The sequence below is a fragment of the Mumia sp. ZJ430 genome (assembly GCF_011751845.1).
Taxonomy (GTDB): Bacteria; Actinomycetota; Actinomycetes; order Propionibacteriales; family Nocardioidaceae; genus Mumia.
In genome coordinates, this window is sequence record NZ_JAAHFK010000001.1 from 694,832 (window position 1) to 716,876 (window position 22,045).

21 protein-coding genes are annotated in these 22,045 nt (G+C 70.7%); 13 read left to right on the forward strand and 8 right to left on the reverse strand.

Translation table 11 applies throughout. From position 1 onward, the window contains the following. Window positions 1–28: 28 nt before the first annotated feature. Window positions 29–577: a hypothetical protein gene (locus HCT63_RS03355; protein WP_167000411.1), complete on the forward strand. Its 549-nt coding sequence runs from the start codon at window positions 29–31 to the stop codon at window positions 575–577. Here HCT63_RS03355 and HCT63_RS03360 read toward each other — a convergent pair. Next, window positions 521–1,579, reverse strand: coding sequence for an alpha/beta hydrolase (locus HCT63_RS03360; protein ID WP_208322248.1), 1,059 nt, complete (start codon window positions 1,577–1,579; stop codon window positions 521–523). The genes HCT63_RS03355 and HCT63_RS03360 overlap by 57 nt on opposite strands. Window positions 1,580–1,712: 133 nt before the next feature. On the opposite strand from HCT63_RS03360, the gene HCT63_RS03365 reads away from it, so the two are divergent. Next, on the forward strand, window positions 1,713–2,330 hold the full coding sequence (locus HCT63_RS03365) for a hypothetical protein (protein ID WP_167001372.1): 618 nt from the start codon (window positions 1,713–1,715) through the stop codon (window positions 2,328–2,330). A 7-nt stretch (window positions 2,331–2,337) separates the two neighbouring features. Here the strand turns inward: HCT63_RS03365 and HCT63_RS03370 are convergent, their stop codons facing one another. From HCT63_RS03370 to HCT63_RS03380, 3 genes are read right to left on the reverse strand one after another with little or no spacing between them, the layout of a single operon-like run. After that, a complete protein-coding gene (locus HCT63_RS03370) occupies window positions 2,338–3,183 on the reverse strand; it encodes an alpha/beta hydrolase (RefSeq protein WP_167001373.1) in 846 nt (281 codons plus the stop codon). Next, on the reverse strand, window positions 3,180–3,977 hold the full coding sequence (locus HCT63_RS03375) for a family 1 encapsulin nanocompartment shell protein (protein WP_167001374.1): 798 nt from the start codon (window positions 3,975–3,977) through the stop codon (window positions 3,180–3,182). Before HCT63_RS03375 ends, HCT63_RS03370 begins: the two co-directional genes overlap by 4 nt. Then, on the reverse strand, window positions 3,974–5,053 hold the full coding sequence (locus tag HCT63_RS03380) for a Dyp-type peroxidase (protein WP_167001375.1): 1,080 nt from the start codon (window positions 5,051–5,053) through the stop codon (window positions 3,974–3,976). The genes HCT63_RS03375 and HCT63_RS03380 overlap by 4 nt, the downstream gene beginning before the upstream one ends. A 94-nt stretch (window positions 5,054–5,147) precedes the next feature. On the opposite strand from HCT63_RS03380, the gene HCT63_RS03385 reads away from it, so the two are divergent. Further along, on the forward strand, window positions 5,148–5,540 hold the full coding sequence (locus HCT63_RS03385) for a pyridoxamine 5'-phosphate oxidase family protein (protein ID WP_167001376.1): 393 nt from the start codon (window positions 5,148–5,150) through the stop codon (window positions 5,538–5,540). A gap of 22 nt (window positions 5,541–5,562) precedes the next feature. On the opposite strand, the gene HCT63_RS03390 is transcribed toward HCT63_RS03385, so the two are convergent. Beyond that, the gene (locus HCT63_RS03390) at window positions 5,563–6,726 is read right to left on the reverse strand and encodes an SLC13 family permease (RefSeq protein WP_208322249.1); all 1,164 of its coding nucleotides are present in this window, start codon (window positions 6,724–6,726) and stop codon (window positions 5,563–5,565) included. A gap of 77 nt (window positions 6,727–6,803) precedes the next feature. Between HCT63_RS03390 and HCT63_RS03395 the strand changes: the two genes are divergently transcribed. Beyond that, the gene (locus HCT63_RS03395; protein ID WP_167001378.1) at window positions 6,804–8,195 is read left to right on the forward strand and encodes an NAD-dependent malic enzyme; all 1,392 of its coding nucleotides are present in this window, start codon (window positions 6,804–6,806) and stop codon (window positions 8,193–8,195) included. 757 nt (window positions 8,196–8,952) lie between these two features. Continuing rightward, the gene (locus HCT63_RS03400) at window positions 8,953–9,492 is read left to right on the forward strand and encodes a hypothetical protein (RefSeq protein WP_167001379.1); all 540 of its coding nucleotides are present in this window, start codon (window positions 8,953–8,955) and stop codon (window positions 9,490–9,492) included. A 67-nt stretch (window positions 9,493–9,559) separates the two neighbouring features. On the opposite strand, the gene HCT63_RS03405 is transcribed toward HCT63_RS03400, so the two are convergent. Together HCT63_RS03405 and menB are read right to left on the reverse strand one after the other, a co-directional pair. Continuing rightward, window positions 9,560–10,054: a thioesterase family protein gene (locus tag HCT63_RS03405; protein WP_167001380.1), complete on the reverse strand. Its 495-nt coding sequence runs from the start codon at window positions 10,052–10,054 to the stop codon at window positions 9,560–9,562. Beyond that, complete coding sequence (gene menB / locus HCT63_RS03410) at window positions 10,051–10,887, reverse strand: 1,4-dihydroxy-2-naphthoyl-CoA synthase (RefSeq protein WP_167001381.1); 837 nt, start codon at window positions 10,885–10,887, stop codon at window positions 10,051–10,053. The genes HCT63_RS03405 and menB overlap by 4 nt, the downstream gene beginning before the upstream one ends. Window positions 10,888–10,992: 105 nt before the next feature. Between menB and xylB the strand changes: the two genes are divergently transcribed. The 3 genes from xylB to HCT63_RS03425 are packed head-to-tail and all read left to right on the forward strand — an operon-like array spanning window position 10,993 to window position 14,710. After that, the gene (gene xylB, locus HCT63_RS03415; protein WP_167001382.1) at window positions 10,993–12,378 is read left to right on the forward strand and encodes a xylulokinase; all 1,386 of its coding nucleotides are present in this window, start codon (window positions 10,993–10,995) and stop codon (window positions 12,376–12,378) included. 14 nt (window positions 12,379–12,392) lie between these two features. Further along, the gene (gene xylA, locus HCT63_RS03420) at window positions 12,393–13,556 is read left to right on the forward strand and encodes a xylose isomerase (RefSeq protein WP_167001383.1); all 1,164 of its coding nucleotides are present in this window, start codon (window positions 12,393–12,395) and stop codon (window positions 13,554–13,556) included. After that, window positions 13,553–14,710 carry an ROK family transcriptional regulator gene (locus tag HCT63_RS03425; protein WP_167001384.1) on the forward strand — a complete coding sequence of 386 codons (1,158 nt, stop codon included), beginning with the start codon at window positions 13,553–13,555 and terminating at the stop codon, window positions 14,708–14,710. Before xylA ends, HCT63_RS03425 begins: the two co-directional genes overlap by 4 nt. Window positions 14,711–14,777: 67 nt before the next feature. Here the strand turns inward: HCT63_RS03425 and HCT63_RS03430 are convergent, their stop codons facing one another. Next, complete coding sequence (locus HCT63_RS03430; RefSeq protein ID WP_167001385.1) at window positions 14,778–15,983, reverse strand: ROK family protein; 1,206 nt, start codon at window positions 15,981–15,983, stop codon at window positions 14,778–14,780. Between the two features lie 110 nt (window positions 15,984–16,093). Between HCT63_RS03430 and HCT63_RS03435 the strand changes: the two genes are divergently transcribed. The 5 genes from HCT63_RS03435 (at window position 16,094) to HCT63_RS03455 (ending at window position 22,035) form a co-directional block, all read left to right on the forward strand. Continuing rightward, a complete protein-coding gene (locus HCT63_RS03435; RefSeq protein WP_167001386.1) occupies window positions 16,094–17,644 on the forward strand; it encodes a sugar ABC transporter ATP-binding protein in 1,551 nt (516 codons plus the stop codon). Then, complete coding sequence (locus HCT63_RS03440) at window positions 17,641–18,651, forward strand: ABC transporter permease (RefSeq protein ID WP_167001387.1); 1,011 nt, start codon at window positions 17,641–17,643, stop codon at window positions 18,649–18,651. The genes HCT63_RS03435 and HCT63_RS03440 overlap by 4 nt, the downstream gene beginning before the upstream one ends. Before the next feature lie 20 nt (window positions 18,652–18,671). Continuing rightward, window positions 18,672–19,718, forward strand: a complete 1,047-nt coding sequence (locus HCT63_RS03445; protein ID WP_167001388.1) for a substrate-binding domain-containing protein — start codon at window positions 18,672–18,674, stop codon at window positions 19,716–19,718. 77 nt (window positions 19,719–19,795) lie between these two features. Next, on the forward strand, window positions 19,796–21,031 hold the full coding sequence (locus HCT63_RS03450; RefSeq protein ID WP_167001389.1) for a Gfo/Idh/MocA family oxidoreductase: 1,236 nt from the start codon (window positions 19,796–19,798) through the stop codon (window positions 21,029–21,031). Continuing rightward, window positions 21,028–22,035 carry a sugar phosphate isomerase/epimerase family protein gene (locus tag HCT63_RS03455; RefSeq protein WP_167001390.1) on the forward strand — a complete coding sequence of 336 codons (1,008 nt, stop codon included), beginning with the start codon at window positions 21,028–21,030 and terminating at the stop codon, window positions 22,033–22,035. The genes HCT63_RS03450 and HCT63_RS03455 overlap by 4 nt, the downstream gene beginning before the upstream one ends. Window positions 22,036–22,045: the final 10 nt, after the last annotated feature.

A 22,045-nucleotide genomic window follows, 5' to 3' on the forward strand; every position in this document is an offset into this window, starting at 1 on the left:
CGGACCAACGATGAAAGAAGGAGAACAGATGAACGAGCAGAACCCTCGTACGCCTCAGGGCCCGGAGCCGACGGAGACCCCGCCGGTGCAGGACCCGACGACGCAGATGCCGACAACGGAGGCGCCGACGGCGGCGTCGGCCGCTCCGCAGGCCCCGACGACTGCCGGCGCGACGCCGTCGCGCGGGTGGAAGTCGCTCGACAACCGCACGCGGTTCGGTGCGATCGCCGCCGGCGTCGCCCTGTGCGGGTTCGGGTTCCTGGGTGGCATCGCGATCGGCACCGCCTCGGCCGACGACGGCGGTGCGGACGGCGGCCCCGGCAACGCGCCGGGCATGGGCCAGTTCCCCGGAGGCCAGGACGGTCAGGGCGGTCAGGGCGGACCTGGTGGCCAGCAGGGCCAGGGTGACGGGCAGTTCCCGGGCGGTCCGGGTGGTCACGGCGGCCAGGGCGGCATGCCCGACGGCCAGGGCGGCAGGTCGCTCCCGGACGCGCCGGACGGGGACGGCTCGGGTGGACCGTCAGTGGACGGAACCGACAGCGCGTCGTCCGCGGGCGACGCGGCGTCGACCGTCTGACGTCGTGCGGCGGACGAACCGCCCTACCTCGCGCGTCGCCTCGCGCGCCTCGGGCACGAGGTCGACTGCGACCTGGAAGACGTGAACCTGCTTCTCCCAGATCTGCAGCTCGACCTCGACGTCCGAGCGTGCGAGGCGGATCGCCATCAGCTCGGCGTCGGGGAGGACGAGCTCGTCCGACCCCACCTGGATGAGGGTGGGCGGCAGTCCGTGCAGGTCGGCGTCCACGAGCGACGACGCTGGCTGCAGGAGGTCGGACAGCAGCTCGTTCTCGACCAGGTCGACGAGCCGGAGGAACCCGCGCCACGCCGACCTCGGGAACAACGCGCACGACGGGCGGCCAGGCTGGTCGAGCTTGCGATCGGGATCGAAGTCGGTCAGCGGGGACATGGCGACCAGGCCCGCGGGAGCCTCCAGGCCGGCGTCGAGGATCGCGAGCGTGACGGCGAACGCGAGGTAGCCGCCGGCCGAGTCGCCGGCGACGACGATGCGCTCGGGCGGATAGCCCTGGTCGAGCAGCCACCGGTAGCCCGAGAGCCCGTCTTCGACGGCCTGGCTCACCGGGTGCTTCGGCATCATGCGATAGCCGACGTTGAGGACCGTGCAGCCGCTGGTCGCCGACAGCCGTGCGGCGAGACCGCGGTGCGTGTTGAGCCCGCCGACGAGGAAGGCGCCGCCGTGCAGATAGAGCACTGCGTGGGTGTCGGCGTGCTCGGCAGATGCGGCGCGGATCACCTCGGCATCGCACTGCGGGAGCCGGATGTCCTCCACCGTCGCGTTGCGCGGCGCCGGCAGCAGTCCCGCCACGCTCTCGAGGAGCCCGGTCGGCCACGGGGCGCCGGGTGCGTACGACCAGACGGAGAGCGCCGGCTTCACGGTCACCCGCAGCGCGGTGGACAGCAGTGCCGCGCGCTTGCTGTGGCGAGGCTTGTCCACCACCCGCAGGTTGTCGCCGGCGAGCGAGACGACCTCCGGACCACGGGGGTCCATCGTGCGACTCATCATGTGTCCTTCCCGGGCGACGCGGAGCACGACCCGAGCGCGTGTGGTGCGCGTCACATCATTGTGAACGGATGTTACCTGCCCGTTCGCGCGCAAACCGGTCGAAGACCGTGATCGGTGCCATCCTGAGGCCATGGTGACCTCCGAGAGTGGTGGCACGGGACTCCCGCAGAGCGGCCCAGGGCACCGGGGAAACGCGGCGGACAAGTGGAAGTCGTACGGCAAGCGCATGCTGCACAACGTCCTCGTGCTGCTGGCCGTCGCGGTGGTCGTGGTGATCGTCGGATACGCGCTGGCGGCGTTCGTGCCCCGCTGGTGGGCGCAGTGGATCGGGCGCCGTGTCGACGGCAGCCTGACGGCCGGGACGGTGTGGGGGCTGTTCCTCGGCGTGGTGTTCACCTTCGTCCCCCTTCTCCTTGCCTGGCAGGCGATCGCGCGGCACTGGGTGAAGGGTTTCTGGAAGGTCGTCGTCGTCGCGGTCGCCGTGATTCTCGCGCTGCCCAACCTGATGACGCTGTCGATCGTCGTGGGGACGAGCAACGGAGCACACGCCGGCGAGCGCATCCTCGACGTCGACGGCCCGGGCTTCCGCGCGGCTTCGCTCTGGGGCGCGATCATCGGCGCTCTGCTCGTCGTGGGCCTGGTCTGGCTGAGCGGGGCCAACCGTGCACGCGGTCGACGGGCCCGCGATCTCAAGACCGAGATCGACAATCGCGACCAGGCCGAGCGCGACCGCGCGGACGGCACCTGACAGTCGGTCAGCCGCGCACCCTCGCGACGATCTCCTGAGCGACCAGGTCGGGGCACTCCTCGGGAAGCCAGTGGGACGCCTCCTGGACCGGGACGAAGCGGTACTCTGCCTGGACGTGCTCACCGCACCGCCGGGCGCCGGCCGCGCCGAGCGCCCAGTCGGCGCCGCCCCAGATGTAGGTCGTCGGCACCGTCACCGAGGGTGTCGCGTCGAGGTCGCGGCCCATCGCCCTGTACCACGACAGTGCCGCCGTCAGCGCGCCCGGCTCCTGCATCGCGGCGACGTACGAGGCTGCCCTGTCGTCGGGCACCATCCCGCCGTACATTGCGGTGATCCGCCGCGCGTCGTCTGCCAGCAGCACTTCCTCGGCTTTGCCGGGCGTGCGCATGAGGCCGATGTACGCGGCGCGCTGCTGCTGGTCCTCGTCGTGCACCAGGGCCCACCCGTACGCGGCGAGGTGCGGGACGGACAAGGCGACCAGGCTGCGCACGCGCTCCGGATGGTGCGCCGTCAGCGCCCACGCCACTGCGGCACCCCAGTCGTGACCGACCACGTGAGCGGAGTCGTACCCGAGGGCGTCCATCAGCCCGAGCACGTCTCCGACGAGGCGCGGCACCGCGTACGAATCCACGCCGTCAGGGCGGGCGCCGGGCGAGTAACCGCGCTGGTCGGGGGCGATCACCCGCAACCCGGCGTTCGCAAGGACAGGCGCGACGTCCAGCCACGACTCCGACGTCTGCGGGAAGCCGTGCAGCAGCAGCACGGGCTCGCCGTCGGCGGGCCCGTCGAAGCCGACGTCGAAGACCAGACTGCCCGCCTCGACCGCGCGCCGCTCCGGCCAGCCCGCGCTCATCGGTCGAGGACGACCGACGCCTCGTCGGTCAGGGGGAGGAAGGCGAAGGACTCCTGCAGATAGAGCGTGACCGTCTCGTCGTCGTGGTGGAGGTAGCCGATCGACGTGTCCTGCCCGAGATGGAGGTCGTAGTCGCCTCCGCGCGTCGACAGCAGCACGGCGCCCGAGATCGCGGGTGCCCACACGATGTTGTCGTGGAGCAGCCGTGAAAGCTGCTCGTGGATGGGGTAGCCGTGGTCGGTGGTCTCATTGACCTGCGTGTAGGCGTCGGCGCTGAGCAGGAGCGCGTACGGACCCTCTACGCCGGCGAGCCGCAGCTGGCTCAGCGCCCGGGCGACGACATCGGGGTAGTCGACGGCGTCGGCCGGGAGCGCGAGACGGGGGTTGCTCGACGACTCCGTGATCCCGCGGATTCCGACTGCGCTGAGCCCGTGGAACACGGCGCCGTCCTCGGCGAAGGCGAGAGCGCGGGCCGCGTCCTTGACCGGTTGCCAGTCGGAGTCGTTGGAGCCGCGTTCGACGTCGTCGACGTCCTCACGGCTCAGGTCGAACGTGACCCGCAGCTCGGCGACCGGCGCCACCTCGCGGCGGCGCACCTCCACGCCGTTCGGGTCGGTGCCGGGGGCGCTGCGGTGGCCGGTGGAGAGACCGGCGAGCTGGACGCCCTCGGGGTCGTGGACGTCGATGACCCGGCGCCCGGCGAGGTTGCGCCGGAAGGTGCGGCTCGCCTCCTCCTCGATCTGCGCCCAGGCGGCAGCAGAGATCGGTGCGAGCGAGCGGTGCAGGTTGTTCATCGGTCGTACTCTCCTCTGAGGCTGCCGACGCTCAGCGAGCCGTCGGTGGTGGGGTGGGTGGTCTCGACAGGCTCGACCGACGGCTGGGGCTCGACCGGCGGGCGTGTGGTCTCGACAGGCTCGACCGACGGAAGGTCGCCGAGCATCTCCAGCGTGGCCGACGACGGGACAAAGAAGAGGCACCCGCTCGTCGCGGTCGAGAAGTCGAGGATCCGGTCGTAGTTGCCGGGCGGGTCGCCGACAAACATGTTCTGGAGCATCAGCTCGGTGGTCTCGGGACTCTTGGCGTAGCCGATGAAGTACGTACCGACCTCGCCCGCGGTATAGCTCCCGAACGCCATGTTGAACCGAACGATGTCGAGCTCGCTGCCGTCGTCGTCGGTGACCGTGTTGAGCGTGACGTGCGAGTTGGACGGCATCACGGCGTCGTCGAGCTCTACGTCGTCGGCCTTCGTACGCCCGATGATTCGCTCCTGCTCCTCTGTCGACAGCCGTTCCCATGCGGAGAGGTCGTGGGAGTAGCGCTGCGTGATCACGTAGCTGCCGCCGAGGAAGTCGGGCTCGTCGTCGATGTACGCGGCCTCGCCGAGCTCGTCGCCGACGGGGTTCTCCGTACCGTCGACGAACCCGAGCAGGTCGCGGGCGTCGAAGTAGCGGAAGCCCGGGGTGTCGTCGACGACCCGTACGGAGTCGCCGAGGCGCGCGAGGATCAGACGCTCCAGCTCGAAGCACATGTCGTGGCGGGACGCGCGGATGTGGAACAGCAGGTCGCCCGCGGTGCTCGGGGCATCGTGGCGGTAGCCGTCGATCGGCACGAACGGATGGAGATGGGCCGGCCGGTCAGGTGCGCCGAAGCGGTCCCATGCGTCGGAGCCGATGCCGATGACACAGGTCAGGCCGGCATGGAGGCTGCGGAATCCGACCGAGCGCACGAGCGCGTCGACGTCGGCGATCGTCGTCCGTGCTGCGTCGGCGGCGGCCGGCCCGTCCTCGATGGTGACCACGAGGAAGACGGCGTGCTCGGTCAGCGGTGAGGTGACGGCCTGCGGCTCGGGAAATCGGGAGACGCTGGTCACGGAACCCCCTCTCGATCGGTGGTGAGCCCACACTACGACCTGCGATGGGCATGCACTGGCGACGTAGACTTGGGGTACTCCTAGGAGGTGGCGGATGAGCAGCAGATCGCTCGTGACCCTCGATGCCGTCGAAACCAAGGCGCTGCTCGGCACGGCGCGCGTCGGCCACCTCGCCTACCAGTCCCACCGAGGGCTCGACGTCACGCCGGTCAATTATCGGCTCTGCGGAGACACCATCTACATCCGGACGGTGGAAGACGGCACGCTTGCCGCGCTTGCCCCCGGGCCGGCGGCAGTCGCGTTCCTGGTGACCTACCTCGACCGCCTGTCGCAGACCGGTTGGAGCGTGAAGGTCCGCGGCAAGATCAGTGCCGTCGACGAGACGGTCGAGATCCCGGACGTCGACCCTGAGCCGTGGACCGGTCTGCCGGGCACGATGCTGCTCGCCCTGACGATCGACGAGATGACCGGCCGCCGCGTCGGCTGACGCCCCATCTCGCGGGGCCCGCTCACCGTACGAGGGTGATCGACAGCGTCCCGGCGCCGACGGCGAGCGGGGCGAGCACGAGTCCCTGCCCGACGACTTGCCGCCACCCGGGCTGGTCGGTCGGGTCGCCGTGCCGGCGGACCTGGCGCCACCACAGCAGCGTCGCGAGCGAGCCCCACGGCGTGATCAGCGGGCCCGCGTTCACCGCGACGAGCAGCACGGCGGTGCGTACGGCGTCGCCGAGCACGACAGGGCTGAGGGCGAGGAAAGCGGGCAGGTTGTTGATGCCGTTGGCCGACACCGCTCCCGCCACGGCGAGCTGCGCGAGGTCGACAGGGCCGGAGCCCGTCCCGGCGATGCGGCTCGCGAGGTCGGCGAGGCCGTGCTCATGGGCACCGGCGACCACGACGAAGAGACCAGCGACCGTGATCAGCATCGGCCACGGCACGAGGTCGGCGACCGGGACCACCAGGCTGCGTCGTCGGACGAGGACGGCAGCACCCAGGGCGAGCGTCCCTGCGGTCGCGACGAGCGCGTAGTCCTGGCCCGCGACGAACCCGGCGACCATGACCGTCGTGACGGCGGCGGCGATCCGGACGAGCACCGGGTCGTCCGGCCGCGGGCCCGGCGCCGAGACAAAGCGGCCGCTGATGCCCCGGCGGTGGAGGAGGGACAGGACGAGGAGCGTGGTCGCGAGGACGACGACGGCGGGCAGCGCCATCACGGCGACATAGCGTGTGCCGTGCCGTGCGAGGTCCGGGGCCGCGAGCAGGTTGGTGAGGTTCGAGACGGGCAGCAGGAGTGATGCCGTGTTGGACAATGCCAGCACGGTCATGGCGAGGGGGAGCGCTGTCGAGCCCGTACGCCGGGCCATCGCCAGCACGACCGGGGTCAGCAGCACGGCGGTGGTGTCGAGCGACAGCGCCACCGTGCACAGCGTCGCGAGGGTGGCGACGGCCAACCAGAGCAGGAAGCGGCGTCCGGTGGCAGCCCGGACCGCAACCCCGGCGGCGGCGTCGAAGAGTCCGCAGACGGCGCAGAGCTCGGAGTACGCGGTGATCGCGACGACGAAAACGAGTATGGGGCCGGTGCGCCGGGCGAGCTCCAGGGCGTCCCCGAGAGGCAGCCACCCGGTCGCGAGGACAAGAGTCGCCGCCGCGATCACGAGGAGGTGCCGGGCCTTCACCGGGAAAGGATAGTGACGCCGATCGAACGTGAGGGCCGCCTCATGTCTCATACGGGGCGGTGTGACAATCTTGTCGGGTGCCTGCTCCGAGCGTCTCGTACTCCATCACCATCCGGCTCGAGGTCCCCGCGGGGGGCTCGGCCGTCAGCGATCTGACCACTGTGGTGGAGAAGGCCGGGGGAGTCGTCACGGCCCTCGATGTGACGGGATCGCACACCGAGCTGCTCGGCATCGACCTCACCGTGGCGACGTCGGACACCGACCACGCGGACCGGATCGTCGTCGCCCTCAAGGCCATCGGCGACGCGGACGTCAAGAAGGTCTCGGACCGGACGTTCCTCATGCATCTCGGCGGTGTCATCGAGGTCGCCACGAAGCACCCGCTGCGTACGCGTGACGACCTGTCCATGATCTACACACCCGGCGTGGCCCGAATCAGCGAGGCGATCGCTCGTGACAAGGAGGACGCGCGCCGTCTGACGGTCAAGCGCAACGCCGTCGCGGTCGTCACCGACGGGTCGGCCGTCCTGGGCCTCGGCGACATCGGCCCGCATGCGGCGCTGCCCGTCATGGAGGGCAAGGCGGCGCTGTTCAAAACGTTCGCCGACATCGACGCATGGCCGCTGTGCCTGGACACCCACGATGTGGACTCGATCGTCGAGACCGTCGCTGCGATCTCGCCCGGCTTCGCGGGCATCAACCTCGAGGACATCGCGGCGCCGAAGTGCTTCGAGATAGAGGACCGCCTTCGAGCCCGCCTCGACATCCCGGTCTTCCACGACGACCAGCACGGCACCGCAATTGTCGCGCTCGCCGCTCTGCGCAACGCGCTGCGCGTCGTCGACAAGGACCTCGCGCAGGTCCGCATCGTCATGTCCGGCGCGGGCGCCGCGGGCACTGCGATCCTCAAGCTCATCCTCGAGGCGGGTGCCACCGACGTCGTCGTGTGCGACATCGACGGCGTCGTGCACACCGGCCGGCCGGGGCTCGGCGGGCAGCTGAGCTGGATCGGCGAGCACACCAACCCGCGCAGCGTCACGGGCTCTCTGTGCGACGTGATCGGGGGTGCGGACGTGTTCATCGGCGTCTCGGCGCCCAACGTCCTGTCCGTCCACGACGTCGAGTCGATGGCCGACGGTGCCATCGTCTTCGCGCTGGCCAACCCAACGCCGGAGATCGACCCTGCCCTGGCGCGAGCGCACGCCGCCGTCGTGGCGACGGGGCGGTCGGACTACCCGAACCAGATCAACAACGTTCTCGCGTTCCCGGGGGTGTTCCGCGGGCTGCTCGATGCGCAAAGCCACGGGATCGGGACGGACGTGCTGCTCGCGGCGTCGCGCGCGATCTCGGAGACGGTGTCGGACGACGAGCTGAACGCCAACTACATCATCCCGAGCGTGTTCCACCCCGAGGTCCATGTCCGGGTCGCCGAGGCCGTCCGCGCGGCGGCGTCGGCCGCTGAGCACTGACGGCCGTTCATTCGTGCTGCGAGACGCCCCGGCAGAGCAAGCCCGACCATCAGCCTCCCGCCGACCACGCCGGTGTCTGCGGGAGATCGTTGAAACGTCGGTGTCGTGCGCTCGCGGTGTGAGAGCCGCGTCGTTCTCGGCCAGTGGTTCCGATGCTGCTCCAGCCAGGTTGGGGGTCTGCGACGAGGGCCTGTCGTTCGTTGACGAGCGTGCCGAAATGGCTAGCGGCTTTCCCTGGGAAAAACCCGTGGCGTGATCGTGCTCGGCGAGCAGGGTTCGGGGACGTCGTGGAATGAACCGAAGCCGGGATCGTTGGTGCCCCGACGCAAACGTCTCGCGCTCGGGCACCGTCATCGAGTCGGTGCACGGAACGAGCCGGCGGTAGTGCTCGACGTGCTGTCGCCGCGGCCAAGTGTCCACGTCGTCCCAACCCTGCAGACCTGGCCGGGAACTGGTCGTCGAGGCCGCGGGATTCGCTACCAGTGGTCTTGCCGCGGTTGCCTATGAGCGGGTATGGGCCGCCTCTCCAACCAACTTCCCGGGACTTCAAGAGCGATCGTTGCGGCAGGCAGGCAGTGCACGGCACGGTAGACCGATGACGAGTTTCAACGGCAACCCGAGCGGACGAGACACCACGACGCGCGGACTGATTTCCGTGCGGGTATCCCGCTGGCTGATGGCCGCAGGGCCGCTCCTGACCGCCCTCGCTTTTCTGCTCCTGTCGCGGCTCCCTAGCGTGCCTTCCGAGGCGGCCGCGATGACTGCGTGGGTCGAGCGCGGGAACTCGCTGCTGTCGTGGAGCGGCGAGCTGCTGTTCTTCGCGGTCATCTGCTGGGGAGCCGGTGCGCGCGGCCTCTTCGCCGCACTCAACGCCGGACCGTCGGTGCGGACCAACGTCGGAGTGACCGCTCTCGCGACCGCCTTCGTCGCTCTCGTCGTCCTCCTGCTCACGGTCGGGCGGCTGGTCTATCCGGTGTTTGAGATTCAGCTGTCGGTCGAGGTCTTAGCCCTGGTCGTCAGCTCGATGTACGGCGCCCTGCACCTCGCGTTCCTCGGTTTCGCCGTTGCTGCGGTCGCGCTCGGCTGGTCAACACGCGCGGGACTCGGCGGGCGAGCGGTCGGCATCGTCGCTGCGGTCGCGTTCGTCGTCGGTTCCTTCCCCTGGCTGACACCGAGCTGGTGGAGCTCTTTGGTCGCAGTACTGATCGCCGCGTGGGGCGTGTTCCTTGCCCTTGCGACTGAAACCCGCACCAAGAATCCCAACAGCGCAAGGGAGGGGATGAGTGCCCCCGTCTAGCCGATCAGCGCCGGACGGCCTCCGGGGACGAGCGCCGAGCACCGATCGTCAGCGCTCGGCGGCGACGTCAGCGCAGGGCCAGTCCGGGCTCGTGCGGAAGCGCAGGCCACGCCGAGCCGTCGACGATCGCCTCGTCGATCCGCGCCGCCACGTCGTCGGGCCACGGGACCGTACGGCGCTCCGCGAGGCTGACGTGACCCTCGACGAACTCGAACGTGTTCGCGAGCGCCCCCGTCGTGGCGTTGAAGAGCATCTGCATCCCGTGGACGATCTTGGCCGAGCGCGTCAGGAACCGGACGTACACGGCGACGTCCTGACCCACGAGCACCTCGTCGAGGTAGCAGATCCGGTGCTCCATGCTGAAGACGCTCAGCTCGTGCGCCTGGCGATAGGGCTCGTGGATGCCGATCCTCTCGAAGGCCCGGTCCGATGCCCGCGCGTGCAGGTCGAAGTAGTGGCGGATGTTGACGTGTCCGTTGCCGTCCTCGTACTCCGGAGGGACGGTGAGGACGAGGTCCGGCTCGGCGCCGGAGAGGTCCTCGAGCCGCAGCGCGCCGCTCACGGGCGCCGAGGGAACCGGGAGAAGTCGGGCGTGCGCTTCTCCTTGTAGGCCTCGCGGCCCTCCTTGGCCTCGTCGTTGCCGTAGAAGAGCAGGTTGGTGTCGTGCGCAAGCTGCTGGAGTCCGGCGTAACCGTCCTCGGAGGCGTGGAAGCTCGCCTTCATGAGGCGCAGCGCGTACGGGGAGAGTGCAAGCATCTCGCGGCACCACTTGACGGTCTCGGTCTCGAGGTCGGCGAGCGGGACGACGGTGTTGACCATGCCCATCTCGAGCGCCTGCTGCGCGTCGTACTGGCGGCAGAGGAACCAGATCTCCTTGGCCTTCTTCATGCCGACGAGCTGCGAGAGCGAGCTCGCGCCGAAGCCGCCGTCGAACGAGCCGACCTTGGGCCCGACCTGGCCGAACCGCGCGTTGTCGGCGGCGATCGTGAGGTCGGCGACCACGTGGAGGACGTGTCCGCCGCCGATGGCCCACCCGGCGACCATCGCGACGATCGGCTTGGGGCAGCGCCGCATCTGCACGTGCAGGTCCGTGACGTGGAAGCGCCCGGTCGCGTTGGCGTCGGACTTGTAGCCGGAGTCGCCGCGGACGCGCTGGTCGCCGCCGGAGCAGAACGCCTTGTCACCGGCGCCGGTGAGGATGATGACGCCGACCGACTCGTCCTCGCGAGCCACGTCGAGGGCGTCGGAGATCTCGATGATCGTCTGCGGCCGGAAGGCGTTGTGCACCTCGGGCCGGTTGATCGTGATCTTCGCGATGCCGTCGTCGGTGGTCTCATACCGGATGTCGGAGTAGTCGCCGGCCGAGTTCCAGACAGTGGGGGTCGAGTCAGTCATGGGGACATTCTCCACGCCTGCTCGCACGGCCCTGCGTCGTGCCGGGTGAGGAGACGGCATGCATGCCGCTTGACATTAATTCAAGGCTCGTACTAAATAAGTGACGTGGCTCACACGGCGGTTCTCGGCATCGACTCCTCGACGCAGTCCACCAAGGCCGTGCTCGTCGACGCGGACGACGGCACGGTCCTCGCACAACGCAGTGAGCCGCACCCGGAGGGGACCGCCGTCGACCCGCGTCACTGGCTGAAGGCGTGCGACGACGTGGTCGGAGACTGGCTCGGCAAGGCCGACGCGGTCGCGGTCGCCGGGCAGCAGCACGGCATGGTCGCGCTCGACTCCGAGGCAGAGCCCGTCCACGACGCGCTGCTCTGGAACGACACCCGTTCCGCCGACGCGGCGACGCAGCTCGTCGCGGAGATGGGCGGGCCGCAGGCGTGCGCCGATGCCGTGGGCAGCGTGCTCGTCGCGTCGTTCACCGCGACCAAGCTGCGGTGGCTGCGCGACCACCAGCCCGAGGCGGCGGCTCGTACGGCGCGGGTGCTGCTCCCGCACGACTACCTCTCATGGCACCTCGCCGAGCGGCGTACCGAGCCGTTCACCGACCGTGGCGACGCTTCGGGCACCGGGTACTTCGACGCCCGGACGCGCTCGTGGCGCCACGACCTCGCGGCGGCGGCGCTCGGCCACGACGTCACCCTGCCCCGCGTCGTCGCCGACGGGGCGGCCGCGTACGAGGACAGGTTCGTGCTCGCCGGGGGCACGGGCGACAACATGGGAGCCGCGCTCGGCCTCCGCCTCGGACCCGGCGACGTCGCGGTATCGATCGGCACCTCCGGTGTGGCCAGCGCCGTGTCAGAGGCCCCGGTCGCCGACGGCAGCGGAGCGGTCACGGGATTCGCCGATGCGACCGGCCGCTACCTCCCGATGGTGACGACGATGAACGCCGCCGGGATCCTCGATCTCCAGGCGCGGCTGCTCGGCGTCGACCACGACGGACTCGCTCGCCTCGCGCTCGCCGCGCTGCCGGGCGCGGGTGGCGTGACGCTCTCTCCGTACTACGGCGGGGAGCGCACGCCTGATCGTCCCCACGCCACCGGCGTGTGGTCGGGGCTGCGTCCGGGCACCACGCGCGAGGACCTCGCCCGTGCCGCGTACGAGGCGCTGCTGTGCTCCCTCGCCGACACGGTCGATCTGCTTCGGAGTCGCGTCGGTGGCGATGGCGGGCGGCTGCTGCTCATCGGAGGCGCCGCACGCAACCCCGCGGTCCGCGCCCTCGCGCCCGCGATCCTCGGCCGCCCGGTGCACGTGCCGGCCCCGGGCGAGTACGTCGCGCTGGGCGCGGCACGGCAAGCGGCCTGGGTGCTCGGCGGAGGCGCCGCCCCTCCCACCTGGAAGGCCGCGGGCACCGAGGTGCTCGAGGCCGACCCGACTCCGCGCGTGCGCGAGGCGTACGCCGACCTGCGTGACCGTACCGGCGCGTGGAACTGACACGAGAGGCCATCATGACCATTCCCAAGCCCATCCCAGCAGACAGGTTCTCCTTCGGCCTATGGACCGTCGCGTACCCCGGACGCGACCCCTTCGGCGACCCGACGCGCGCGGAGATGGACCCGGTCCACGCGCTCGAGCGGCTCGCCGACCTCGGGGCGTACGGCGTGAACTTCCATGACGACGACCTGATCCCCTTCGGGTCGGACGACGGCACGCGGGCACGCATCGTCGAGCGCTGGAAGAAGGGCCTGGCGGACACCGGTCTCGTCGTCACGACCGCCACGACGAACCTCTTCACCCACCCGGTCTTCAAGGACGGTGGCTTCACCTCCAACGACCGCGACGCCCGCCGGTTCGCCATCCGCAAGGTCATGCGCAACATCGACCTCGCCGCGGAGCTGGGCGCGAAGGTGTACGTGTGCTGGGGCGGCCGTGAGGGGGCGGAGTCGGGGGCGGCCAAGGACGTCGCGGCCGCGCTCGACCGCTATCGCGAAGCGTTCAACGTGCTGGGCGAGTTCGTCCACGACCGCGGGTACGACCTGCGGTTCGCGATCGAGCCGAAGCCCAACGAGCCGCGCGGCGACATCCTCCTGCCGACGATCGGCCACGCCCTCGCGTTCATCGAGACCCTCGACCGCTCCGAGAACGTCGGCGTCAACCCGGAGGTCGGGCACGAGGAGATGGCGGGGATGAATGCGGCGCACGGCTACGCCCAGGCGCTGTGGCACGGCAAGCTCTTCCACATCGACCTCAACGGACAGCACGGACCGCGCTACGACCAGGACCTGCGCTTCGGCGCCGGCAATGCCCGTGGAGCGTTCTGGGTCGTCGACGCGCTGGAGGCCGGCGGGTACGACGGGCCGGTGCACTTCGACTTCAAGACCCCTCGTACCGAGGACGAAGACGGTGTGTGGGTCGCGGCGGCGGCGTGCATGACCAACTACCTCGTGCTGCGCGACAAGGTCCGGGCGTTCCGCGCCGACCCCGAGGTGCAGGAGGCGCTCGTCGCCGCGCGGCTCCCGGAGCTCGCCGTCCCGACGCTCGACGAGGGCGAGGGCTGGCGCGAGCTGGAGCAGGCCGAGCTCGCCGACCCCGAGGTGCTCGCGGCGCGCGGTGCCGCGTTCGAGCACCTCGACCAGCTCGCGCTCGAGCACCTGTACGGGGTGCGCGGGTGACGCTCGTCGCGATCGAGGACCTTCGCCGCCAGAACACCGCGGCGGTGGTGCGCAGCCTGCGACACGACGGTCCCGCCACGCGGACCGAGCTGGCGCGGCGGACCGGTCTCGCGAAGGCGACCGTCGGCACGATCGTCGGGAGCCTCTCGGACCGCGGCCACGTGCACGAGGGCGACGCGACGCCCGGGGTCCGTGGACGGCCCGGCCGGCCGGTCGTGCTCACAGGCGCGACGGTCGTCGGCCTCGGACTGGAGGTCAACGTCGACTACGTCGCCGCGGTCGCGGTCGATCTCGGCGGTGCGGTCCGGCTCGAGACGACGGTGCCGGTCGAGGGGCGCGACCCGTACGAGGTGCTCGTCGATCTCGCCCGTACGGCCGAGGCGATGCTCGACGCGGGTGACGGGCGCGTCGTCGGTGCCACGGTCGCCGTCCCGGGACTCGTCGACCAGCGCCGCGGCGTCGTGGCGATGGCGCCGAACCTCCGCTGGGAGGAGCGCCCCGTCGCGCGGGAGGTTGGCGAGGCCACCGGGCTCGAGGTCACGGTCGAGAACGACGCGAACTGCGCGGCGCTCGCCGAGGCCCGCCGCGGCGCCACGGTCGGTCTCGGGCAATCGGTCTACATCACCGGCACCGTCGGCATCGGCGCCGGCGTCATCACCGACGGTGCGATCGTCCGCGGCACGTCCGGGTTCGCGGGCGAGGTCGGGCACATCCCGCTGGGCGACCCCTCGGCGCTGTGCGGCTGCGGCAGGCGCGGGTGCTGGGAGGCGTCGGTCGGACTCCGCGCCGTGCTCGCGGCGTCCGGTGTCGAAGAGTGCGGTACGCCGCTGGAGTCCGCTCGTGCCGTCGCCGCCCGGGCTTCCGAGGACGTACGCGTGGCCGACGCGCTGGCACGGGTGGGCAAGGTGCTCGGCCAGGGGGTGGCGACCGTCGCCAACATCCTCAACCCCGACGCGGTCGTCCTTGGAGGCTGCTTCGTCCCGCTGGCCGCGTTCCTCCTGCCGTCGGCCACGCGCGCGGCGCAGATCCACGTCACCTCAGCCCCGTACGCGCCGCTCGACCTGCGGCTGAGCACGCTCGGGCTCGGCGCGGCCGCCGCGGGAGCCGCGGAGGAGGCGCTGACCGGCGTCTTCAGCGGCGCGACCGCCCTCTGAACCCCACCCTCCCCGCCCTCGGACCCCGCACGGTGCGGGGCGCGCGGTGGGCTGACGACTGGCGGTCTCAGGCGGTGGCGCGGGTACGGCGCTCGATGAGGGCGTCGACCGAGCGCGGTGACAGCACGTCCTCGAGCACCATCGCGGCAGCGCCGACGAGCGCCTCGCGCCCGTGCAGCGGCGAGCTCACGATGCGCAGCTGGTGCGTCGCGAGGGGGAGCGAGCGCTGATAGACGACCTCGCGGATGCCGGCGAGGAGGTATTCCCCCGTCGCTGACATCGAGCCGCCGACCACGACGACCGAGGGGTTGAGCAGGCTCACGCAGGTGGCGAGGACGCTCCCGATCGCGCGTCCGGCCTCGCGTACGGCACGGACCGCCTCCACCTCGCCGCGCTCGACGGCGACCACGACGTCCTGAGGGGTCTCGACCGGGAGTCCGCTCGCGCCGAGCTGCGTGGCGATCGCCGGGCCGGCCGCGACCGCCTCGAGGCAGCCGAGGTTGCCGCAGCGGCATGCGACGGCCTCGCCGCGCCCTGACACCTGGACGTGCCCGAGGTCACCGGCGGTCCCGAGTGCACCGCGGACGAGACGGCGGTTGGAGATGATCCCCGAGCCGATGCCGGTTGCGACCTTCACATAGAGGAGGTCGTCGGTCTCGGGCCAGCGCGTCGTGTGCTCGCCGAGGGCCATCACGTTGACGTCGTTGTCGACGAGGACAGGCACCGAGAACGTCTCGCCGAGGTAGGCGGGGATGTCGAAGTCGTGCCAGCCCGGCATGATCGGCGGGTTCGCCGGGCGGCCGGTGGAGTGCTCGACCGGCCCGGGCACGCCTACCCCGATCCCTGCGATCGCCTCCGCTGTGAGGCCCTGATCGGCCAGCAGCTGCCGGGCGAGCCCGGTCACGCGGTCGAGGACGGCCTTCGGGCCTTCGGTGATGTCGCTGGGGACGCTGACCTCGCCCAACACCTCGCCGGCCAGGTCGACGATCGCCACCGCCGCGTGGCTCGCCCCCAGGTCCACGGCGAGGACCGCGTAAGAGGCGGCGTTGAGCGCAAAGCGGACCGGGGGTCGCCCACCCGTCGAGGCGGCCTCGCCGACGGGGACCAGCAGGCCCGCGGACAGCAGCAGGTCGAGGCGGGCGGAGACGGTCGAGCGCGCCGACGACGTCAGCTCCGCGATCTCCGCCTTCGTCCGCGCCTGCCCGTCCCGCATCAGCTGGAACACCTCGCTGGCTGCAGTCGCCGGGCTCGCCTGCGGCACGAACGAATCCATGAAAAGTAGTCTCCCATGCCTACTTCTGTCGTCAAGTCCTTCAGAAGCATGTCGATGATGAACGTACTTTTGCTTGACGCTCGACATTGACTGTGACTAGCATCACGCGCATGTCAGAGCCCCTCCTCCAGCTCACCGGGATCGTCAAGGAGTTCCCCGGGGTGCGCGCGCTCGACGGCGTCGACCTCACCGTGCGTGCCGGAGAGGTGCACTGCCTCCTCGGCCAGAACGGTGCGGGCAAGTCGACGCTGATCAAGGTGCTCTCCGGAGCCCATGCCGTGGACGAGGGCGAGATCCGCATGGACGGCGCGCCGGTCTCCTTCAGTGATCCGCAGGCCGCGCTCGACGCCGGGATCGCGACGATCTACCAGGAGCTCGATCTCGTCGACGGGCTGAGCGTGGCCGACAACATCTTCCTGGGCCACGAGAAGACGCGCCTCGGGTTCGCCCGCGTCGCCGACACGCGCCGGGCGGCGCGCGAGCTGCTGACGTCGCTGGGCCACCCCGAGATCCGCCCCGCGCGCGAGATCGGCAGCCTCTCTGCGGCTGGCAAGCAGATCGTCTCGGTGGCACGGGCCCTGTCGCGCCGCGCACGCGTGATCGTGATGGACGAGCCGTCCGCCGTCCTCGACCCCGACGAGGTCGACGGCCTGTTCCGCGTGATCGAGGGCCTCCGGTCGTCCGGCCAGGCGATCGTCTACATCTCCCACCGCCTCGAGGAGATCCGACGCATCGGCGACCGGCTGACGGTCCTCAAGGACGGCCGTACGGTCGCCGCCGACCTGTCTGCCCGTGACACCCCCACCGCGGAGCTCGTCACGCTCATGACCGGCCGCGAGGTGTCAGCGGAGTTCCCCCGGCGCGCCCAGCCGATCCCCGACGCGCCGCCGCTCCTGGTCGTCGACGGCCTCGGTCGCGACGGGGAGTTCGACGACGTCTCGTTCTCCGTACGGCCCGGCGAGATTGTCGGACTCGCCGGACTGGTGGGCGCGGGACGCAGCGAGATCGTCGAGACCGTGTACGGAGCCAGGCGGGCGCAGCGCGGTTCCGTCACCGTCGACGGCCGTGTGCTGCGGCGGGGGTCGGTCGACGGGGCCGTGGCCGCCGGACTCGGCCTGTGCCCCGAGGAGCGCAAGTCGCAAGGCCTGGTCCTCGACGAGGCCGTCTCTCGAAACATCTCGCTCGCGAGCCTGCCGCGCTTCTCCCGGCTCGGCGCGACGCGTGATGCGGCCGAGCGGGCCGCCGCGCACGAGGCCGCCCGCTCCGTCGACCTGCGCCCCGACGATCCCGACCGGATCACACGCACGCTGTCGGGCGGCAACCAGCAGAAGGTCGTCCTCGCCCGCTGGCTGCTGCGGTCGTGCCGCGTGCTCCTGCTCGACGAGCCGACCCGGGGTGTCGACGTCGGTGCCCGCAGCGAGATCTACGCCCTCGTCCGCACACTCGCCGACGAAGGCCTGGCGGTCGTGGTCGTCTCCAGCGACATCGACGAGGTGCTCGGCCTCTCCGACCGCGTCCTCGTGGTGGTTGACGGTCGGGTCGTTCACTCCGGGACGTCCGACTCGCTCGACGCCCACGCCGTCCTCGACCGGATCCTCGCCACCCACGAGTTGGCCACCCACGGAACAGCCACCCACGGATCGAAAGGTGACGCCGCGTGAGTACCTCATCGGTGACAGGGAGCGCGCAGCCGACCACGGCCGGCCCGGAGAAGCGAGCTCGGTCGCTCGGGGTCGCCCGCAACCTCGGCCTGGTGGTTGCCCTCGTGCTGCTGTGCGTCGTCGGGCTGGTCACCGCGGGTGATCGGTTCGCCAGCACCGACAACGTCATCACCGTCCTCAGCCTCGCCTCGGCGATCGGCGTGGTGGCGATCGGCATGACGTTCGTGATCACTGGCGGTGGCATCGACCTGTCCGTCGGTGCGATCGTCGCGCTCGCGTCGGTGTGGGCGTCGACCACGGGCACCCAGGCGATGGCCGAGGACGTCGGCTGGATCGTGATCGTGACGACCGCGATCGGCGTCGGCATCGCCTGCGGAGTGATCAACGGAGTCCTCATCGCGTACGGCAAGATCGTCCCGTTCATCGCGACGCTGGCGATGCTCGCCAGTGCCCGGGGGCTCGCCGAGATCATCGCCGACCGCAAGACGCAGATCATCCGGGACCAAGGGTTCCGCGACGCTCTCGGCGCCCGGCCGTTCGGCATCCCGGTGATCGTCTTCCTCTTCGCGATCGTCGTCGTCGCCGGATGGTTCCTGCTCAACCGCACGACGTTCGGCCGGCGGACGTTTGCCGTCGGCGGCAACACCGAGGCGGCGCGCCTCGCGGGCATCAAGGTCCAGCGCCACACCGTCTACCTGTACGCGCTGCTGGGCGCCACCTGCGGCCTGGCCGCCGTGATGCTCATGTCGCGCACGCAGACGGGGTCGTCCACCCACGGACTGATGTGGGAGCTCGACGCCATCGCCGCGGTCGTCATCGGCGGCACGCTGCTCAGCGGCGGTCGCGGCACCGTGGTCGGGACGCTCCTGGGCGTCCTGATCTTCACCACCCTCACCAATGTCTTCACGCTCAACAACCTGTCGACGTCCGTCCAGGCCGTCGCCAAGGGCGTGATCATCGTCGTCGCTGTGCTCCTCCAACAGCGCCTGGCGAACCGCAGCACCTAGACCCCACCGAGGAGACGGCAATGTCCACCACCACCCCGCGCCGACGCCTGTTGGCGATCGGCGGCGCCCTCGCGGCCGCCGCACTGACCCTGACCGCGTGCACCAACAGCTCCGACGACGGCGACAACGACAACGCCGCCAACGCTGGCGCCGGCGACAACGCCGAGACTGGCGAGACCGTACGCATCGGCTTCTCGGCCCCTGCCGCCGACCACGGATGGATGGGGGCGATCACCGATGCGGCTGTCGACCAGGCTGGCGCGTTCGACGACGTCGAGCTGGTCCACGCCGAAGGCACCAACGACGTCAACCTGCAGATCTCGCAGGTCGAGACCTTCATCAACGACAAGGTCGACGCCATCGTCCTGCTGCCGTTCGACGGTGCGGCGATGACCGACGTGGCGACCCGCGCGATGGAGGCCGGCATCCCGGTGATCAACGTCGACCGCGAGTTCGACTCGCCGTTCGCGGCACGGACGACCGTGCTCGGCGACAACTACGGCATGGGCGTCTCTGCGGGGAGCTACGTCTGCGAGCAGGCCGACGGCAACACCGATGCCATCGTCGCCGAGATCGCGGGCATCGACTCGCTGCCGTTGACCCAAGACCGCTCGCGCGGGTTCAAGGACGCGCTGGCCGACTGCGGGCTGAAGGTCTCGAACCGTGTCGCAGCGGAGTTCACCGTCGAGACCGGCGAACGTGCCGCGGCCAACCTCCTGCAGGCTGCCCCGAAGATCGACTTCCTGTGGAACCACGACGACGACCAGGGCGTCGGTGTGCTGGCCGCGATCGAGAACGCCGGACGAGACGAGTTCGTCATGGTCGGCGGCGCCGGCTCGGCCAACGTGATGCGGTCCATCGAGGCTGACGACACCGTCCTCAAGGCCACCGTCATCTATCCGTCGACGCAGGGTGCGGACGGCATCAAGCTCGCCCGACTGATCGCGCAGGGCCGCTCGATGTCCGACCTCGCGGAGGTCGAGGTCCCGCGGGTCGTGCAGCTCGCGGCGCCGACCGTGACCAAGGAGAACGTCGACCAGTACATGGACTCGGCCTTCGAGTCCTGACGACGGCCGCACACCCCGCCGGCCCGCTCGGCGGGGTGTGCGCCGCCTCCTCACGCCCCTCGGCCCGAAGGAACCCCATGACAGACACCTCACGTGAGCTCGGCGTCGGGCAGGTCGGCTACGCCTTCATGGGCGCGGCGCACTCCCAGGCGTGGCGCACCGCGCCCTCCTTCTTCGACCTCCCCCTCGCTCCTCGGCTGCGCGCCCTGTGCGGGCGAGACGCCGCCGCCGCGCAGGCGGTCGCCGACCGCTTCGGCTGGGAGTCCGTCGAGTCCGACTGGCATGCGCTGATCGCCCGTGACGACATCGACCTGATCGACATCTGCACCCCCGGCAGCACCCACGTGGAGATCGCCGTCGCCGCCCTGCGCGCCGGCAAGCACGTCCTGTGCGAGAAGCCGCTCGCCAACACGGTCGAAGAGGCCGAGCTGATGGCCGAGGCGGCGGCCGAGGCCGCCACGCGCGGCGTGTACGCGATGGTGGGCTTCACCTACCGCCGTACCCCCGCGCTGACGTTCGCCCGGCAGCTGGTCGCCGTCGGGCGGCTTGGGACGATCCGGCACGTCCGGGCGCAATACCTCCAGGACTGGCTCACCGACGCCGACGCCCCTCTCAGCTGGCGCCTCGACAAGACGCTCGCCGGGTCCGGCGCACTGGGCGACATCGGTGCGCACCTCGTCGACGCGGCCCAGTTCCTCACCGGGTCCGCGATCAGCTCGGTGAGCGGCGTGCTCCAGACCTTCGTCGACAGCCGACCCGTCGCCGGCGACCACGGCACGCTCGGGGGGAGCGGCAGTGCCGACGCCGAGCGCGGCCCGGTGACGGTCGACGACGCCGCGGCGTTCACGGCACGCTTCGACAACGGTGCCCTCGGCGTCTTCGAGGCGACCCGGTTCGCGACCGGCCGCAAGAACGCGATGCGCCTGGAGATCAGCGGGTCGGACGGCGCCCTCGCGTTCGACTTCGAGGAGATGAACCTTCTCCACTTCTACGACGCGACCGAGCCGGCCGAGACCGCGGGCTTCCGCCGCATCGTCGTCACCGAGCCGACCCACCCGTACGCGGGTGCGTGGTGGCCTGCGGGTCACGGTCTCGGCTACGAGCACGGCTTCACCCACCAGGTCGTCGACCTCGTCAACGCCATCGCCGCGGGCGAGCAGCCGACCCCGTCATTCGCCGACGGGCTCTCGGTCCAGCGTGTGCTCGCCGCTGTGGAGGCCAGTGCAATGGACGAGTCCCGTCACCAGAAGGTGCCGCACGACGCGGGCACCGCCGAGGGCCCGCACGCCGGGCGACAAGGAGGCGCGTCATGACGCGACCGATCACCCTCTTCACCGGACAGTGGGCCGACCTGCCGTTCGAGGAGGTGGCGCGGCTGGCGTCGGGCTGGGGCTACGACGGGCTCGAGATCGCCTGCTGGGGCGACCACTTCGACCCGTGGGCCGCGGTCGAGGACGACGGCTATGTCCAGGCGAAGCGGGAGGTGCTCGACAAGTACGGCCTCGAGGTGCACGCGATCTCCAACCACCTCAAGGGCCAGGCCGTGTGCGACGACCCGATCGATCTGCGCCACCGCGACATCCTGCCCGACCGGATCTGGGGCGACGGTGATCCCGAAGGCGTCCGTCAGCGCGCGGCCGAGGAGATGAAGAACACCGCCCGTGCCGCACGGCTGCTCGGCGTCGACACGGTCGTCGGATTCACCGGATCGTCCATCTGGAAGTACGTCGCGATGTTCCCTCCGGCCTCGCAGGCCCTCATCGACGCCGGGTACGAGGACTTCGCGAACCGCTGGAACCCGATCCTCGACGTCTTCGACGCCGAAGGGGTGCGGTTCGCACACGAGGTCCACCCGAGCGAGATCGCGTACGACTACTGGACGACCGTCCGCACGCTCGAGGCGATCGGTCACAGGGAGGCGTTCGGCCTCAACTGGGACCCGTCGCACTTCGTCTGGCAGGACCTTGACCCGCTCGGGTTCCTGTGGGACTTCCAGGACCGGATCTACCACGTCGACTGCAAGGACGCGAAGAAGCAGGTCGGCAACGGACGCAACGGACGGCTCGGCTCGCACCTGCCGTGGGCCGACCCTCGGCGCGGCTGGGACTTCGTGTCGACGGGGCGCGGTGACGTCCCGTGGGAAGCATGCTTCCGGATGCTCAACACGATCGGCTACGACGGGCCCGTCTCGATCGAGTGGGAGGACGCGGGCATGGACCGTCTCGTCGGGGCTCCCGAGGCGCTGGCGTTCGTGAAGCAGAACCTCTTCGACGCCCCGGCTGCCGCCTTCGACGCCGCCTTCAGCACAAAGGAGTAGGCGCCGGCGC

Excerpts from the sequence above, each read along its gene's own strand:
- HCT63_RS03375 (WP_167001374.1), bottom strand. The coding sequence starts at position 3,977 with ATGAACAACCTGCACCGCTCGCTCGCACCGATCTCTGCTGCCGCCTGG.
- HCT63_RS03355 (WP_167000411.1), top strand. The coding sequence starts at position 29 with ATGAACGAGCAGAACCCTCGTACGCCTCAGGGCCCGGAGCCGACGGAG.
- menB (WP_167001381.1), bottom strand. The coding sequence starts at position 10,887 with ATGACTGACTCGACCCCCACTGTCTGGAACTCGGCCGGCGACTACTCC.
- HCT63_RS03450 (WP_167001389.1), top strand. The coding sequence starts at position 19,796 with ATGACAGACACCTCACGTGAGCTCGGCGTCGGGCAGGTCGGCTACGCC.
- HCT63_RS03435 (WP_167001386.1), top strand. The coding sequence starts at position 16,094 with ATGTCAGAGCCCCTCCTCCAGCTCACCGGGATCGTCAAGGAGTTCCCC.
- HCT63_RS03455 (WP_167001390.1), top strand. The coding sequence starts at position 21,028 with ATGACGCGACCGATCACCCTCTTCACCGGACAGTGGGCCGACCTGCCG.
- HCT63_RS03445 (WP_167001388.1), top strand. The coding sequence starts at position 18,672 with ATGTCCACCACCACCCCGCGCCGACGCCTGTTGGCGATCGGCGGCGCC.
- HCT63_RS03400 (WP_167001379.1), top strand. The coding sequence starts at position 8,953 with ATGACTGCGTGGGTCGAGCGCGGGAACTCGCTGCTGTCGTGGAGCGGC.
- HCT63_RS03370 (WP_167001373.1), bottom strand. The coding sequence starts at position 3,183 with ATGAGCGCGGGCTGGCCGGAGCGGCGCGCGGTCGAGGCGGGCAGTCTG.
- xylA (WP_167001383.1), top strand. The coding sequence starts at position 12,393 with ATGACCATTCCCAAGCCCATCCCAGCAGACAGGTTCTCCTTCGGCCTA.
- HCT63_RS03365 (WP_167001372.1), top strand. The coding sequence starts at position 1,713 with ATGGTGACCTCCGAGAGTGGTGGCACGGGACTCCCGCAGAGCGGCCCA.
- HCT63_RS03360 (WP_208322248.1), bottom strand. The coding sequence starts at position 1,579 with ATGAGTCGCACGATGGACCCCCGTGGTCCGGAGGTCGTCTCGCTCGCC.
- HCT63_RS03430 (WP_167001385.1), bottom strand. The coding sequence starts at position 15,983 with ATGGATTCGTTCGTGCCGCAGGCGAGCCCGGCGACTGCAGCCAGCGAG.
- HCT63_RS03385 (WP_167001376.1), top strand. The coding sequence starts at position 5,148 with ATGAGCAGCAGATCGCTCGTGACCCTCGATGCCGTCGAAACCAAGGCG.